13 protein-coding genes are annotated in these 14,836 nt (G+C 28.3%); 3 read left to right on the forward strand and 10 right to left on the reverse strand.

The window, feature by feature from the left end; translation table 11 throughout:
* Positions 1-102 precede the first annotated feature (102 nt).
* The 3 genes from KM800_RS09040 to KM800_RS09050 are packed head-to-tail and all read right to left on the reverse strand — an operon-like array spanning position 103 to position 3,045.
* Positions 103-1,071 (reverse strand): acyl-CoA dehydratase activase, encoded by a 969-nt coding sequence (locus tag KM800_RS09040; protein WP_217812786.1) that lies wholly within the window; start codon positions 1,069-1,071, stop codon positions 103-105.
* The gene (locus tag KM800_RS09045; protein WP_217812787.1) at positions 1,052-2,149 is read right to left on the reverse strand and encodes an acyl-CoA dehydratase activase-related protein; all 1,098 of its coding nucleotides are present in this window, start codon (positions 2,147-2,149) and stop codon (positions 1,052-1,054) included. Before KM800_RS09045 ends, KM800_RS09040 begins: the two co-directional genes overlap by 20 nt.
* Positions 2,146-3,045 carry an acyl-CoA dehydratase activase-related protein gene (locus KM800_RS09050; protein WP_217812788.1) on the reverse strand — a complete coding sequence of 300 codons (900 nt, stop codon included), beginning with the start codon at positions 3,043-3,045 and terminating at the stop codon, positions 2,146-2,148. The genes KM800_RS09045 and KM800_RS09050 overlap by 4 nt, the downstream gene beginning before the upstream one ends.
* A 710-nt stretch (positions 3,046-3,755) precedes the next feature.
* Between KM800_RS09050 and KM800_RS09055 the strand changes: the two genes are divergently transcribed.
* The gene (locus KM800_RS09055; protein ID WP_217812814.1) at positions 3,756-4,748 is read left to right on the forward strand and encodes a tyrosine recombinase XerC; all 993 of its coding nucleotides are present in this window, start codon (positions 3,756-3,758) and stop codon (positions 4,746-4,748) included.
* Between the two features lie 35 nt (positions 4,749-4,783).
* On the opposite strand, the gene KM800_RS09060 is transcribed toward KM800_RS09055, so the two are convergent.
* Positions 4,784-5,245 carry a hypothetical protein gene (locus tag KM800_RS09060; protein WP_217812789.1) on the reverse strand — a complete coding sequence of 154 codons (462 nt, stop codon included), beginning with the start codon at positions 5,243-5,245 and terminating at the stop codon, positions 4,784-4,786.
* 142 nt (positions 5,246-5,387) lie between these two features.
* Here KM800_RS09060 and lexA point away from each other — a divergent pair, with 142 nt between their 5' ends.
* A complete protein-coding gene (gene lexA, locus KM800_RS09065) occupies positions 5,388-5,996 on the forward strand; it encodes a transcriptional repressor LexA (RefSeq protein WP_217812790.1) in 609 nt (202 codons plus the stop codon).
* A 9-nt stretch (positions 5,997-6,005) separates the two neighbouring features.
* Here the strand turns inward: lexA and KM800_RS09070 are convergent, their stop codons facing one another.
* From KM800_RS09070 to miaB, 6 genes are all read right to left on the reverse strand, one after another.
* Positions 6,006-7,289 (reverse strand): aminotransferase class I/II-fold pyridoxal phosphate-dependent enzyme, encoded by a 1,284-nt coding sequence (locus KM800_RS09070; RefSeq protein ID WP_217812791.1) that lies wholly within the window; start codon positions 7,287-7,289, stop codon positions 6,006-6,008.
* A gap of 75 nt (positions 7,290-7,364) precedes the next feature.
* Positions 7,365-7,607 (reverse strand): RNA chaperone Hfq, encoded by a 243-nt coding sequence (gene hfq, locus KM800_RS09075; RefSeq protein ID WP_017753310.1) that lies wholly within the window; start codon positions 7,605-7,607, stop codon positions 7,365-7,367.
* Positions 7,608-7,714: 107 nt separating this feature from the next.
* Entirely contained in the window at positions 7,715-8,662 is a 948-nt protein-coding gene (miaA, locus tag KM800_RS09080; RefSeq protein WP_217812792.1) for a tRNA (adenosine(37)-N6)-dimethylallyltransferase MiaA, read from the reverse strand.
* Between the two features lie 25 nt (positions 8,663-8,687).
* Positions 8,688-10,517, reverse strand: coding sequence for a DNA mismatch repair endonuclease MutL (gene mutL / locus KM800_RS09085; RefSeq protein ID WP_217812793.1), 1,830 nt, complete (start codon positions 10,515-10,517; stop codon positions 8,688-8,690).
* Between the two features lie 19 nt (positions 10,518-10,536).
* On the reverse strand, positions 10,537-13,146 hold the full coding sequence (gene mutS, locus KM800_RS09090; protein ID WP_217812794.1) for a DNA mismatch repair protein MutS: 2,610 nt from the start codon (positions 13,144-13,146) through the stop codon (positions 10,537-10,539).
* Between the two features lie 27 nt (positions 13,147-13,173).
* On the reverse strand, positions 13,174-14,499 hold the full coding sequence (gene miaB / locus KM800_RS09095; protein ID WP_217812795.1) for a tRNA (N6-isopentenyl adenosine(37)-C2)-methylthiotransferase MiaB: 1,326 nt from the start codon (positions 14,497-14,499) through the stop codon (positions 13,174-13,176).
* A gap of 147 nt (positions 14,500-14,646) precedes the next feature.
* Here miaB and KM800_RS09100 point away from each other — a divergent pair, with 147 nt between their 5' ends.
* Complete coding sequence (locus tag KM800_RS09100; protein WP_217812796.1) at positions 14,647-14,817, forward strand: hypothetical protein; 171 nt, start codon at positions 14,647-14,649, stop codon at positions 14,815-14,817.
* Positions 14,818-14,836: the final 19 nt, after the last annotated feature.

Genomic DNA, 14,836 nt, shown 5'->3' on the forward strand with positions numbered 1-14,836 from the left:
TATTATATATTATATATTTACAAACTGTCAATTAGTAAATAAAATAGAAAGCAGATATGCAAAGTCATTTAACTTTGCATATCTGCTTAATTAAAGTAAAAATTAGGCCGAAAGATTAGAATTTTTATCATTCCACTTTCCACATCTGTCACCAAAGAAACCTACTATTTCATTGCTTCCAAGTATTTTTACAACTTCACACCTATTAGAACACCCAGTACATTCGAAACTTTTTGAGGTAAAATTAGTATTTGCCAGATTAAAGCCTTTAAAATTAGTAATTTTTTTGGACTTTTCTATATATTCTTTTGCAAGTATCGCAGAGCCTACAGCACCCATAACTTTATAATTGGGTGGTACTATTACGTTGCATCCTAGAACTTCTTCAAATGAAGTTTTGATTCCAATGTTTGCAGCAACCCCACCTTGGAAGAATATATCTCCTTGTATATCCTTTCCCTTTGCAACATTGCTTAAATAATTCCTGACTAAAGCATCACAAAGACCTTTTATTATATCACTATTACTATAACCAAGCTGCTGTTTATGTATCATATCTGATTCAGCAAATACAGCACATCTACCAGCTATTCTAACATGTGATTTTGATTTTAATGCATAATTTCCAAAATGTTCAATTGGAATGTCTAGTCTTTCAGCCTGCCTATCCAAAAAAGATCCTGTTCCAGCTGCACAAACTGTATTCATGGCAAAGTCAGATACAATCCCGTTGTTTAAGAGTATTATTTTAGAATCCTGACCTCCAATTTCAATTATTGTACGTACATTTTTATTTACATTTAATGAAGCTACAGCATGTGTGGTTATCTCATTTTTTACAATATCTGCGCCAACTATGGAAGCAGCTATTTTTCTACCGCTTCCTGTAGTACCTACTCCGTTTATTTTTATATTCTTATATTTATTATATAATAATTTGAAACCCTCCTGAATTGCATCTATAGGTCTTCCTTTTGTCCTTAAATATATTGATTCAATTACATTTATATTTTCATCTACAATTACTATATCTGTACTAACTGATCCAACATCAATTCCCATATAATACATTGTTTTTTCTCCTTTCAAGTAAATCTAAAAAAGCTTCAATTCTTGTAATATAACCATCTTCTCCGGTTAATTCATCTACAACTAATGAAAGTATCGGTATATTTTCATTCTTTGATACAGTAGGTAATATTGATTTGGAAACAATTTCAGGCATACATCCCATAGGGAAAATTTGAATTGCACCATCAATATTCTTTTTACTTGCCATGACGGCCTCTCCAACACATTCCCTTGCATGACCGCCTATATTTAAAGGAAGATACTTTTTAGAATATTTTTTTATAGAAGGTGAATTTAAACCAATAATAGATAAAATAGTATTTTTTACCCACCAGCTCGGAGTTAAATTTCTATATACCGATACTCCATAATTCATAAGTCTGTCTTCAATAAATAAATTTGAGAATGGTTCGATTATAGTATATATTTCTCCTATTATATCTATTTTAAGTGGATTTTTATTTTTATCAACAATTACATTCTTAAGTTCGTTTTTATAATATTTTAAAACAGATAACATCTCATATGGAGAATTAGTACTAAAAGCTTTTTCTCTACATTGTTTTAAAATTGTTTTGCATTGGCCTTTATTAACCTCATATCCCGATAAGTATTTAGCATCTTTTTCCATAGAATCCATTAAGTTTATTATTTTAAAACCTATTGATAATACCTTTAATTTTTCATAATTAGATACTTGAATTTCTTTATTTATCTGAGATATTCGTCTTATAAATTCTTTTATTCCTATATCACCTGGAGAATCAAGAACTATGAAATTTAAATCATAACCAAGTTTTTTTAGAACGGTCATTTGAAGTTCACAATATTCTCCAAATCTACAAGGTCCACAACTTCCAACTAAGAGTATTGTATCAGCCCCTTTTTTAATACTTTCTATGTATGAACCTATCATTATTTTAAATGGTAGACAAATTTCTTCTGGAGAATGTAAGCACCCTGTTTCCAGTATATTATTATTGCTTTCAGGTGGGAGAACATAATCAATTCCCAAACCATCAAATATAGCTTTTGCTGCCAAACAAGTATTACCTAAATTAGGGAAAGTTACTTTCATGATACAGCACACCTTCTTTTAAGCATATCGGAAAAAGCTTCTAATCTTGTATCAAGACCAGCTTCACCAGTTTGCTCATCTATTTTTAATATTAATATTGGAAAATTTTTTAATTTATCTTTTATAAGTTCAATTACTATAGAATCTATGCCACATGCAAAAGAAGATATATATACCAGACCAGCTACCTTTTTATGCTCTGCCATATAGGTAGAAAATCCATAAGAATTTCTTGCAAAAGTCCAAAAAGGCCTTTTAAAAAGATTTTTGGATTCACTGTTTATTTGTGTATCATTTAGATTTTCTTCAGTTAAGAGTCCGATTCCCAAATTATTTAGCTTTTTTATCACATTCATATTTGCAAAATTATCATATATATTATAGGGATGACCAACTAATGCAACATTTATTGTAAAGCCTTTATCTCTCAATCCAATCTTATAATTAGATTGACTTTCCAAAGCTTTTTTATAAGCAGTATTTATTTTTATATAATTTTTAGTAAATATAAGTCCTGTATGTTTAACCCATGATTTAATACTAGACTTAGAAAAGGCGTATATTGGATCAGAAATTATTATAGGCAAATTCGGTATATCGTTTTTTATCATTTCAGGCAATCCACAAAATTTAGGACATATGAATTCTCTTTTATTTAACTGCATAATTCTAGGAATAAGCATAATATCACATTTGTCCTTTATATAAGCTACGTGTCCATGGAAAATTTTTATTGGAAGACACGCTTCATCTACACAATATTTAGTTCCAAGATTTAGGATATGCTTATTTGTATCTGGTGAAGTTATAATTTCAGCACCTAGTTCACTAAAAAATTTATTTATAAACGGATAGTATTTACAGTGTAATAATCCATTGGGTATACCAAGTATCATAAAAAATATTAAACCTCCTTTTTATATTAAGTGTTTATACTAGTATATTTTGCCTTAATTATAGAAAAATATACATAAATATAATATATTACAACAGCATTTTGGAAGATATAAAGAAAGGGAAGAGGATCCCATATTATTTATAAATAATATTTTTAAAATAATTCGCACCTCAGAATTCTACATTCAATAAATTTTATTTTCTTAATTTATAAATAATCTTACCTGCATTTGATATAAAAGTGTATTCTTTTTAAATTGAATTTTAAAAAAAGAGAAGAAAAGGGGAGAATAGGGAAAAATGAAGTCACAGAATTATCACCATATTGTGGAAAATTTTCAATTTCATAAATGTCCACAATAATTACATTATATGGACATAAATGATTTTAGTTTTAGTACCCGTTTAAATTCAATTGACAATATTATCAATTGAATTTAAATGCATTATTAAGAAACTACAATTTTACAAATTAATACAATAACTAATATAATAATAATAGATATAAATTTCATGAGTTTTTAGTCGATAAATGATATATACATATTTGCAAATCAAATATAATTAGACAATTATTATAACATCGTTAATAAAATATCTAACTGATTAGCAGGAATTTTACTTAAATATATAGAATTATATAAAATATTATGTTCGCTAAATAACCATTTAGCGAAGTTACTGACTTTTTTAGAAGGGAATGAGCATTATCAAATATAATTTAGAACATATTTACAATACACAGCTTCCAAAATCCTTAAATGATTTTTTTAATTACCTTGAAACAATAAAGGGAAAATCGAAAAATACTATTGAAGGATATAAGGTAGATTTAACAATGTTTTTTAAATTCATAAAATTATACAGGGGGTTGGTTCCTAAGGAATGTGACTTCCAGAATATAAAAATATCAGATGTAGATACAGAAATTATAAAAAGTATTGATTTGAATGATTTATTTGCCTTTATATCTTTTACTGAAAATTATAGAGCTAATGGAAATTATGCTAGAGCCAGAAAAGTGGCTTCATTAAAGTCATTCTTTAAATATCTTCATGGAAAAGTTAAAATTATTTCAGAAAACCCTGCTTCCGAATTGGAATCACCACAAATAAACAAAAGAAATCCTATCTATTTATCTTTGAATGAAAGCAAATCGTTATTAAATGCTATTGAATATATGAACTGTAGATTCAAAGAACGAGATTACTGTATGATAACATTGTTTTTGAACTGTGGCATGAGATTATCCGAACTGTGTGGAATTGATATATCTAAGATGAAAGATGATACTTTAACTGTTGTGGGTAAAGGAAACAAGGAACGAACTATTTATTTAAACAAAGCTTGCCTGAAAGCACTGAATAATTATTTAACGGTAAGAAACTATGAATATGACAAAATTAAAGATAAAGACGCCTTATTTATAAGCAAAAATTATACCAGAATAAACAAAAGATCTGTAGAGCTTATATTGAAAAAATATTTGAAAACAGCAGGACTTGATACCCAAAAATATACTCCACATAAGTTGAGACATACCGCGGCCACGCTTATGTATAAATATGGTAATGTAGATATAAGAAGTTTACAGAAAATATTAGGACATGAAAATGTTTCTACTACTCAAATATATACTCACGTAGATGATGAAAAATTAAGGGAGGCAGTTAAATCTAACCCATTAAGTGATGAAAGCTAAATGAATTAGATAAAATGGAGTTCAGCTTAATTAGCCTAATCTCCATTTTTGCTCTTTCTATTTTTTATTTTTATAAGTCCTGGATATTCTTCCTGTGTTAGTTTCTTTAAATCTTCTTCATTTTCTAAAATTTCATTCAAACCATCTATATCATTTATATACTCAATATTGCATTTATCAAAAACATCTTCATATTTTTGATCGTTTTGCTCTTCTATAGTCTTATTTATATTGTCTTGTAAATGATAATGACATTCATTTATATGTTCTGTACTAGCACTTTTATTTTCCCTTGAAACTTCATTTTCATAATCATCTATTTCATCTTTATTGTCTAGTATGCCTTCTATTTTTATGGCTCTCATATCATAGCCCTCCATCTCAAGGCATTTGCCACAATTATTACATTTTTTATTTGAATCTAATTCACAGGTATCACATTCACCACAGTTAGTACATATTTTTTCACTGCTAAATATACAATTGCTTCTATTCATAAAATTATTTTCCTTTCTTAATTATTAGCTCAGAGACTAGTATAGAACATAAATTCAAAAATTGTCAATAACAGAACATAAGTTTGTCTTTACTTAATATATATGTTATAATGCAAATGAATAAAATTCAAGGGGTGTTTTCATGACAGAACAAAGAAGTAGTAAAAGATCTGAAGTATATAAATTTATAAAAAGTTATGTAGCAGATAAAGGATATCCTCCTTCTGTCAGAGAAATATGTGCAGCAGTTGGATTGAGATCTACATCAACCGTTCATAGACACTTAGAAAATTTAGAAAAATCAGGCCTTATAAAAAGGGATTCAACTAAACCTCGAACTATAGAAATTATGGAAAATTCTACGAAGAAAAAAGAAATGATAAATATACCTATTATAGGTACCATCGCAGCTGGAACACCAATATTAGCTGTTGAAAATATAGAAGATACATTTCCACTTCCTATAGATTATGTAAAAAATACGAATCAACTTTTTATGCTGAAAATTCATGGAGAAAGTATGGTGGATGTAGGAATTCTAGATGAAGATTTTGCTATACTAGAACAGAATAACTTTGCTAATAACGGAGACATAGTGGCAGCTTTAATTGGAAATGATGCTACTCTGAAAAGATTCTTTAAGGAAGAAGATCATATTAGGCTCCAGCCGGAAAATAAAACAATGGATCCAATAATAGTACCTGATTGCACTATTATTGGAAAATTAGTTGGTATATATAGACGATACTAATTATTTAAATTAATCGTATATATTTGAAAGCGCTATGAGTATTCCTATTTTGGCATGATCGAAAGTGAGTCCTCCTTGAAGATAAGCTATATAAGGCTTTCTTATAGGAGCATCAGCTGACAATTCTATGGATGATCCCTGAATAAAAGCACCTGCTGCCATTATAACCTGATCGGAATATCCAGGCATATTCCAAGGCTCACATTCTACAAATGAATCTACAGGTGAGCCTTTTTGTATACCCTTGCAAAATCTTATTAATTTTTCTTCATCATTAAATTTAATTGCCTGAATTATATCACTTCTTTTATCCGTATATTTAGGAAGCACGGAAAATCCAGCAAGTTCCATAATTCTAGAACACAATAAAGCACCTTTTAAAGCTTCTATAGATACATGAGGCGCAAAAAATAGTCCTTGATACAAAAGCCTCATAACTCCGAAAGTTGATCCGCATTCTCCTCCTATTCCTGGAACAGTTAATCTATAAGATGCCTGAGTAACATATTCTTTTTTCCCTACTATATAACCACCAGTAGGAGCTATTCCACCACCTATGTTTTTTATAAGGGAGCCAGCTGCTAGATCTGCTCCAACATCTGTTGGTTCTTTAGTATCTATAAATTCACCATAGCAATTGTCAACGAGGCATATTACATTAGGATTTATCTTTTTTACAATATCGATAATATTTTTAATTTCAGATATTAGGAGTGCTTTTCTCCATCCATAACCTGTAGATCTTTGTATATGTACCAATTTTATAGATTTATTATTCTTCAAATGACTTTCTATAGAGTCAAAGTCTATAGTTCCGTCTTCATTTAAATCCACCTGTTCATAATTAACACCGTATTCTCTTAGAGACCCTATATTGTCATCTCCATTTATACCTATTATTCCATGGAGCGTGTCATACGGTTTTCCACACACTGAAATAAGTGTATCTCCTGTTCTCAAATTGCCAAACAACGCACAACCAAGGGCGTGAGTACCATTTACAAAATGAGGTCTTACAAGAGCGCTTTCAGCATTAAATATATCAGCATATACTCTGTCAAGAGCATCTCTTCCTATATCATCATAACCATATCCTGATGAGTTGGTAAAATGAGATTCACTTATTTTTTCTTTCTGCATTGCATTTAATACTTTGATCTGATTGTATTCTCTTATATTGTCATAATATTCAAATTGATCCTTTACATCATCAAATGCCTTTTCATACAATTTTATTGCTTTATCATTTATTTTATATGTATCTTTAAGCTTTTGTTTAGTTATGTCCAACAAATTTATTACCTCCAAATTTATAAATCAAATATTATAGTAACATATAAAAAAGGAATAGGCAATTGCCCACCCCTGTTATACTTCACCATCTTGTATGTTGTTAAATAAAATTGGTTTTAAAGGTGTAATAGTTGAAATGGCATGTTTATATATCATAAGTTGTTTGCCATCTGAATCCAATATAACCGTAAAATTATCAAAGCCCTTTACATTCCCCTTAATTTGAAAACCATTGGTCAAGTATATTATTACTGAAGCTCTATTTTTTCTTGCTCCATTTAAAAATATATCCTGCAAATTATTTATTGGTTTACTCATATTTTTTCTCCCTCCGTTGCTTATATATATAATTCTATGGATATCACAAAATTCCTTCAAGAATTCTGAAACTCTTTACAAATAATATAATTATATTATACCAGTATTTAACTTTTATACAAGTTTGATGTAGCTGGAAATTTGTTGATTATATAATCTATTACAGCAGCATCATTTTTAAATTCATCTTTATTTACCCAGTTTACTCTAGTATCTTTTCTAAACCATGTAAGTTGTCTTTTAGCATAATGTCTGCTATTTTTTTTGATTAGGTCAATAGTATCATATAGAGACATTTTTCCATCTAGATAATTTAAGATTTCCTTGTATCCAATTCCCTTCATTGATTGCATGGATATATCATAACCCATTGATTTTAACTTTTTCACCTCATCTACCAGCCCATTTGACATCATTATATCTACACGCATGTTTATTCTTTCATAAAGTTTATTTCTATCCATATTCAATACAAAATAATGTATATTAAAAGGAATATCATATTCATTTGTATTTTTACTGAATTCTCCTATAGGTTTACCAGTAAGTTTATAAACTTCCAGAGCTCTTATTACTCTTTTCAAGTCATTTGGATATAATTTTTCATATGAATATCTATCTACTTCTTTTAAAAGGTTGTGAACATACTCTTTTCCATTTTCATTAGATAGATATTCCAGATGTTTTCTATAATTTTCATCAACTTTTGCTTCAGTAAAATCATAATTGAATATGAGAGAATTTATATAAAGTCCCGTTCCTCCTACAATCATAGGAAGTTTTTTATTATTATATATTTTTTGTATACAATTCAAGGCACTATCTTTATATTTTGATACATTGAAGCTTTCATCTGGCTTAACTATATCAATCATATGATGGTTAATTCCACACATTTCTGATTTTGTAATTTTAGCTGAACCTATATCCATATATTTGTAAATCTGCATAGAATCTGCAGATATTATCTCACCATCTAATTTTTTTGCTAGTTTTATAGATATATCAGTTTTTCCTACAGCTGTAGGTCCTGCTAGTATAAATAAATCTTTCATTTTACCTCCATAGTTTTATTTAATATTACTGTATTCTTTTAAATTTCTTTTCTAGATCTGTCGTTGTAAATTTTATTATAGTAGGTCTTCCATGTGGACAATTAAAAGGATCCTCAATATATCTTAATTTTTCTATTAAATTTTCCATTTCAATTTGGGATAATTTATCATGTGCTTTTATTGCAGCTTTACATGCCATAGTAGCAATACGATGATATTTTACTTCCCAAGTTTCTCCTGAACCCATATTTTTCAAATTATCCAGTATATCTATAAATAAATTTTTGATGTATGGACTGCCGAGTATTATTGGCACTTCTCTTATACTTATTGTATTATCACCAAATATATCTATATTAAATCCTGTATTTTTAAATATATCTTTATTTTCTATATAGCAGGAATAGTCATAATTTTTTAGTTCTATTACTATAGGAGATATTAATAATTGAGAAACAACATTACTATTTTTTATCTCATTTTTATATTTTTCAAATAATATTTTTTCATGTGCAGCATGTTGATCTATTAAAAACAAGGTATTTAATGCTTCTCCTATTATATATGTATTATTAAACTGTCCTATAATTCTAAGTTTTGGGAACTTAGGGGATTTAGGTTCTTCGGCATTTTCTGAAATTTCTTCAGGAATTTCAGCTATTTTATTATAGTTATAATCTAATCCTTTATTTGATTCTCTATATTCATGTATTGGTTGTTCTTTTACATTTCCTATGTTTTTATAACTCTCAATTTTGTCTAAAGCATCTTCAGCTGGTTTTAGATCTATTGGCAATTGAACTAGTTCTTCTCTGATTTTAGCTTTTTCAGAATCATATTCAGTATCTATGGTAAATGAATCTTTAAGACTTTCTCTAAGAGATTCATGTACTGCATCAAATATAAATTTAAATATCATTCTGGAGTCAGTAAATTTTATTTCAAGCTTGGATGGATGAACATTTACATCTATGAACTCAGGAAATATATCTAAAAATATTATAAAAAAGGGAAATTTATTTATAGTTAAAAATGATTTAAAAGCTCTTTCTACAGCTGCTGTTATGGATTTATCTTTTATATATCTTTTATTTACAAATATACTTTGATTGTTTCTACTTCCCCTGCTAATTTCTGAATTACCTATATAACCAGATACTGAAGCTATATCACTATGTTTTTCTATTGGAGTAATATTTTCATATATATTTTTACCATAAAGACACCTTATCGTATCAATAAGATGTCCCGTACCAAAAGTAGTAATTGATTTTTTCCCATTGCTAAACAATCTAAAAGAAATATCAGTATTTGCAAGGGCTAATCTTAGAATTATATCTGAAATATAGGCAGTTTCCCTACTACTGGATTTCAAAAATTTTTGTCTTGCAGGTACGTTGAAAAATAAGTCTTCCACTTCAACTGTAGTTCCTAAATTACAAGCTGTATCTTCAATCTTGTTTAATTTCCCACCATATATAGATATCTTCCTGCCATAGTCATATCCTACTGTTTTACTTTTAAGTGTTACTTTTGATACGGAAGCAATACTTGCAAGTGCCTCTCCTCTAAATCCCATGGTATTTATTTTAGATATATCCTCTATGCTTTTTATTTTACTGGTAGAATGAGGAAGAAAAGCTTTTTTTATATCATCATGATGTATTCCAGATCCATCATCTATTATTCGTATAAGTTTTTTCCCACCATCTGATATTTCAATAGTTATATTTTTGGCACCTGAATCTATTGCATTCTCAATTAATTCCTTAACAACTGAAGAAGGTTTTTCAACTACTTCTCCAGCAGCAATCTTATTTGAAGTTGTAATATCCAATAAATTTATTCTTTTCATTATATATCATTCCTTTGTTTTACATGGATTTTACTTTCTTTATTATATCATATAACTTATTAAATCCATCCATAGGAGTCATATTTAGTATATCTATATCAGCTATATCTCTTAGTATATTTTGTTTTTGTAAATCTTCTATATTTATTTGCATTGTAGGTTTATAGTTATCTTTAATTTCCTTATCAACACAAATTTCGCTTTTGTCACTATGTTTTTCACTTTTCAAGTCATTTAAGATTTCTTTAGCCCTATTTATAACCTTATCAGGTAATCCTGCAAGTTTTGCCACTTCAATACCATAGGATTGATCTGCACCACCAGGTATAATCTTTCTAAGAAATATTACTTCTCCATCCATTTCTTTTACTGCTACAGAATAATTTTTAATACCATGTATATTTTCTTCTAATTTTGTTAATTCATGATAATGGGTTGCGAATAATGTTTTACATTTTAATTTAGTATTATTGCAGATATACTCTATTACAGCCCAGGCAATGCTTAATCCATCATATGTACTAGTTCCTCTGCCAACTTCATCTAGAAGCACAAGACTCTTAGGAGTTGCATTTTTAAGTATGTTAGATACTTCCCACATTTCTACCATAAAAGTACTCTTTCCTGATGCTAAATCATCCGAAGCCCCTATTCTTGTGAATATCTTATCACAAATAGATATTTTTGCACTTTTAGCGGGTATAAAACTTCCTATTTGCGCCATTATCACAATAAGAGCTGTTTGTCTCATATATGTAGATTTACCTGCCATATTAGGACCTGTTATAAGTAACAATTGATTATCATTTGTATCTATATTTATATCATTGGATACAAAATTTCCATTTTCAATCATCTTTTCAACTACCGGATGTCTTCCATCATTTATGGAGAGTTCATCTGATGAAGTTATCTGAGGCTTATAGTAATCATTTTCTAATGCTACTGATGCAAGAGAACTTAAACAATCAAGCTCTGCAATTATTCTTGCGGTAGTCTGCATTCTATCTGTCTGATCTTCTATCTTTTCTCTAATGCTTACAAAAATGTTATATTCAAGATTTATAAGTTTATCTTCAGCAGTTAATATTTTATCTTCCATATCTTTTAGCTCTGGAGTTATATATCGCTCCGAATTTGTAAGTGTCTGCTTTCTTATGTATCTTTCAGTGGGTATTAAGTCTAAATTACTTTTAGTTACTTCAATATAATATCCAAAAACTTTGTTATAGCTTATCTTTAAAGACTTTATTCCAGTTTTTTGTTTTTCCTCGTTTTCAAGCGATGCCAGCCATTTTTTACCATTGGATTTAATATCTTTAAGTTGATCTATTTGATCATTAAATCCTTTTTTTATTAGATTACCTTCTTTTACTGATATCGGAGGTTCTTCTGAAATAGCTTTATCCAAAAGACTATAAATGTCAGTTAGTTCATCTAGATTTTTATACATATCTGAAAGAAGCGGACTTTTAAAATTAGATATTATAGATTTGACAGAAGGTATTTTTTCTATAGATTTTTTTAGTGAAATTAACTCTTTTGCATTTACACTTTTAGAAGATATCTTACCAACTAATCTTTCTATATCATATATATTATTTAATGAATCCTTTAAATCTTCATGTATAGATATATTATTTAAAAGTTCTTCTACCGAATTAAGTCTTTTTTCTATTTCTTTTTTATTTATAAGAGGTTGTTCTACCCATTTTCTAATTTGTCTTCCACCCATTGCCGTATTTGTTTTATCAAGTATCCATAAAAGTGATCCCTTTTTTCTTTTTTCTCTTAAACTTTCAGTAAGTTCTAAATTCATTCTTGAATTTGCATCTATAAACATATAGTCAATTATATTATAATAATTAAGTTTATTTATATGTGAAAGAGATGTTTTTTGAGTATCTATTATGTATTTTAAAAGTGATCCACAGCATATTATTGCAGTTTGACTATAATCTTTAACTGACAAATCAATAAATTGGTTATTTAAAATTTCAAGTGAATCTTCGTAAGAAAAGTATTCTTCTTCTAATTTAGTAATAGATAGATTAAATACTTCTTTTATTCTACTGTATAGTTTAATATCAATATCTTTTTGTATTAATATTTCTTTAGGATTGTATTTTGATATTTCATCTAAAATAGTTGCTGTATTTAATTTTGCTTCTGTACAGTTAAATTCTCCAGTAGATACATCTGAAAAGCATATGGAAAATGTATTATTTTCTGAATTTATATAAAAACTTGCTATATAATTATTTTGATTTTCATCTAGAAATGAAGAGTTAGTATATGTACCTGGAGTTATAACCTTTATAATTCCCCTTTTTACTATTCCTTTTGCCTGAGCAGGATCTTCTAACTGCTCACATATGGCTATTTTATAGCCTTTATTTATAAGTCTTCCTATATAATTTTCTGCAGCATGATAAGGTATACCACACATAGGGGCTCTTTCTTTAAGTCCGCAATCTCTTCCTGTCAGTACTAATTCTAGTTCTTTTGAAGCTGTTTTGGCATCTTCAAAGAACATCTCATAAAAATCTCCCAACCTGAAAAATAATATACAGTCTTTATATTGATCTTTTACCTCTAAGTACTGCTGCATCATAGGAGTTAATGACATTATTATTCCCCCTTAAAATATAAAATTTTATTGTACTTCTTCTCCAGAAAGTGAGAATGAATTTGTACTGTTTATATGTACATTAGTTAACTTGCCTATATTAGCACTGTTTCCTAAAAAATTAACTAATTTACCGGTTCTAGTTCTTCCCATTAGTTTAGTGTTGTCATTTTTGCTCCATCCTTCTACAAGAACTTCTTCTATCTTTCCTAAATAAAGTTTATTGTTTTTAGCAGAGGAATCGTTTATTATATCAACTAATCGATTAAACCTTTCATGTTTTATATCATCGGATATCTGTTCTTCCATTTCATCAGCAGGTGTGCCTTTTCTCTTTGAATATATAAAAGTAAATGCAGAATCATACTGTACTTTCTTTGCCAGGTCCAAAGTTTCTTCAAAATCCAATTCATTTTCTCCAGGAAATCCTACAATTATATCTGTAGTTATAGATGCATTGGGAATTGACTTCTTAATTTTATCTACCAATCTCAAATATTGTTCTTTTGAGTAATTTCTATTCATCTTTTTTAAAATACGAGTAGAGCCTGATTGTACTGGAAGATGAATATGTTCACAAATTTTATCACATTGTTTTATTGCTTCTATTACATCATCTGTAAAATCTTTAGGATGAGGAGTCATAAATCTTATTCTTTCAATACCATTTATAGTATCAATTCTTCTCAATAATTGTGCAAAGCTTACTTTAGGCTCAAGATTTTTGCCATATGAATTTACATTTTGACCAAGTAAAGTTATTTCTTTATATCCTTTTTGTACCATGGATTTAATTTCATTTTCTATACTCTCAGGCGATCTGCTTCTCTCTCTTCCTCTAACATAAGGTACTATACAATATGTACAAAAATTATTACATCCATACATTATAGTTACAAATCCCTTAATACTACTTTCTCTATCTATAGGTATTCCTTCTATAATTCCGTCTTCTTTGCTTTGTATTTCAATTACAGATTTTTCTCCGTATCTTACCCTATTTAAGTATTCAGGAAACTTATAGGCATTATGGGTACCAAATATTATATCTACAAAAGAAAATCTCTTTATTATATCTTTTGCCATATTTTCCTGTTGCATCATGCATCCACATACAGCTATTATAAGTTCAGGATTATTCTTTTTTAATTTTCTAAGCATTCCCAGGTTGCCATATACTTTAAGTTCCGCATTTTCCCTGACACAACATGTATTGAATATTATAATATCTGCTATATCTTTTTGTGCTGTTTTTGTATATCCTATATTTTTAAGCATACCAGATAATTTTTCAGAATCCTCTTGATTCATCTGACATCCCCATGTTTCTATAAAAAATTTTTTTTTGCTCATTTTAAATCTCCAATGTATGTAGTATTTTTACTATACAATTATATCGTTAATAGGTTCAGGTGTAAATATTACGTCCTTTTTATTATAACTATATTTTGTATAAAAATATTTATTTCAGGGCAACCTTTTTTTAAGGAGGTTTTGAATATGTACGATATAAAGGATATTGAAAATTCAATTGAATTTTCAAAGGAAAGTATTAATAAATTAAGAGCTAATTGCATATGTGATAGATCATATTTTACACAAATAAAGTCTGCAAGTATATTTGAATTAAAATCCATTCATATACCTACAGAAAATCTTATAAAATATTAAATGCAAAAATTAGAGTATA

It is taken from the genome of Clostridium tyrobutyricum (genome assembly GCF_019144085.1).
Classification (GTDB): domain Bacteria; phylum Bacillota; class Clostridia; order Clostridiales; family Clostridiaceae; genus Clostridium_B; species Clostridium_B tyrobutyricum_A.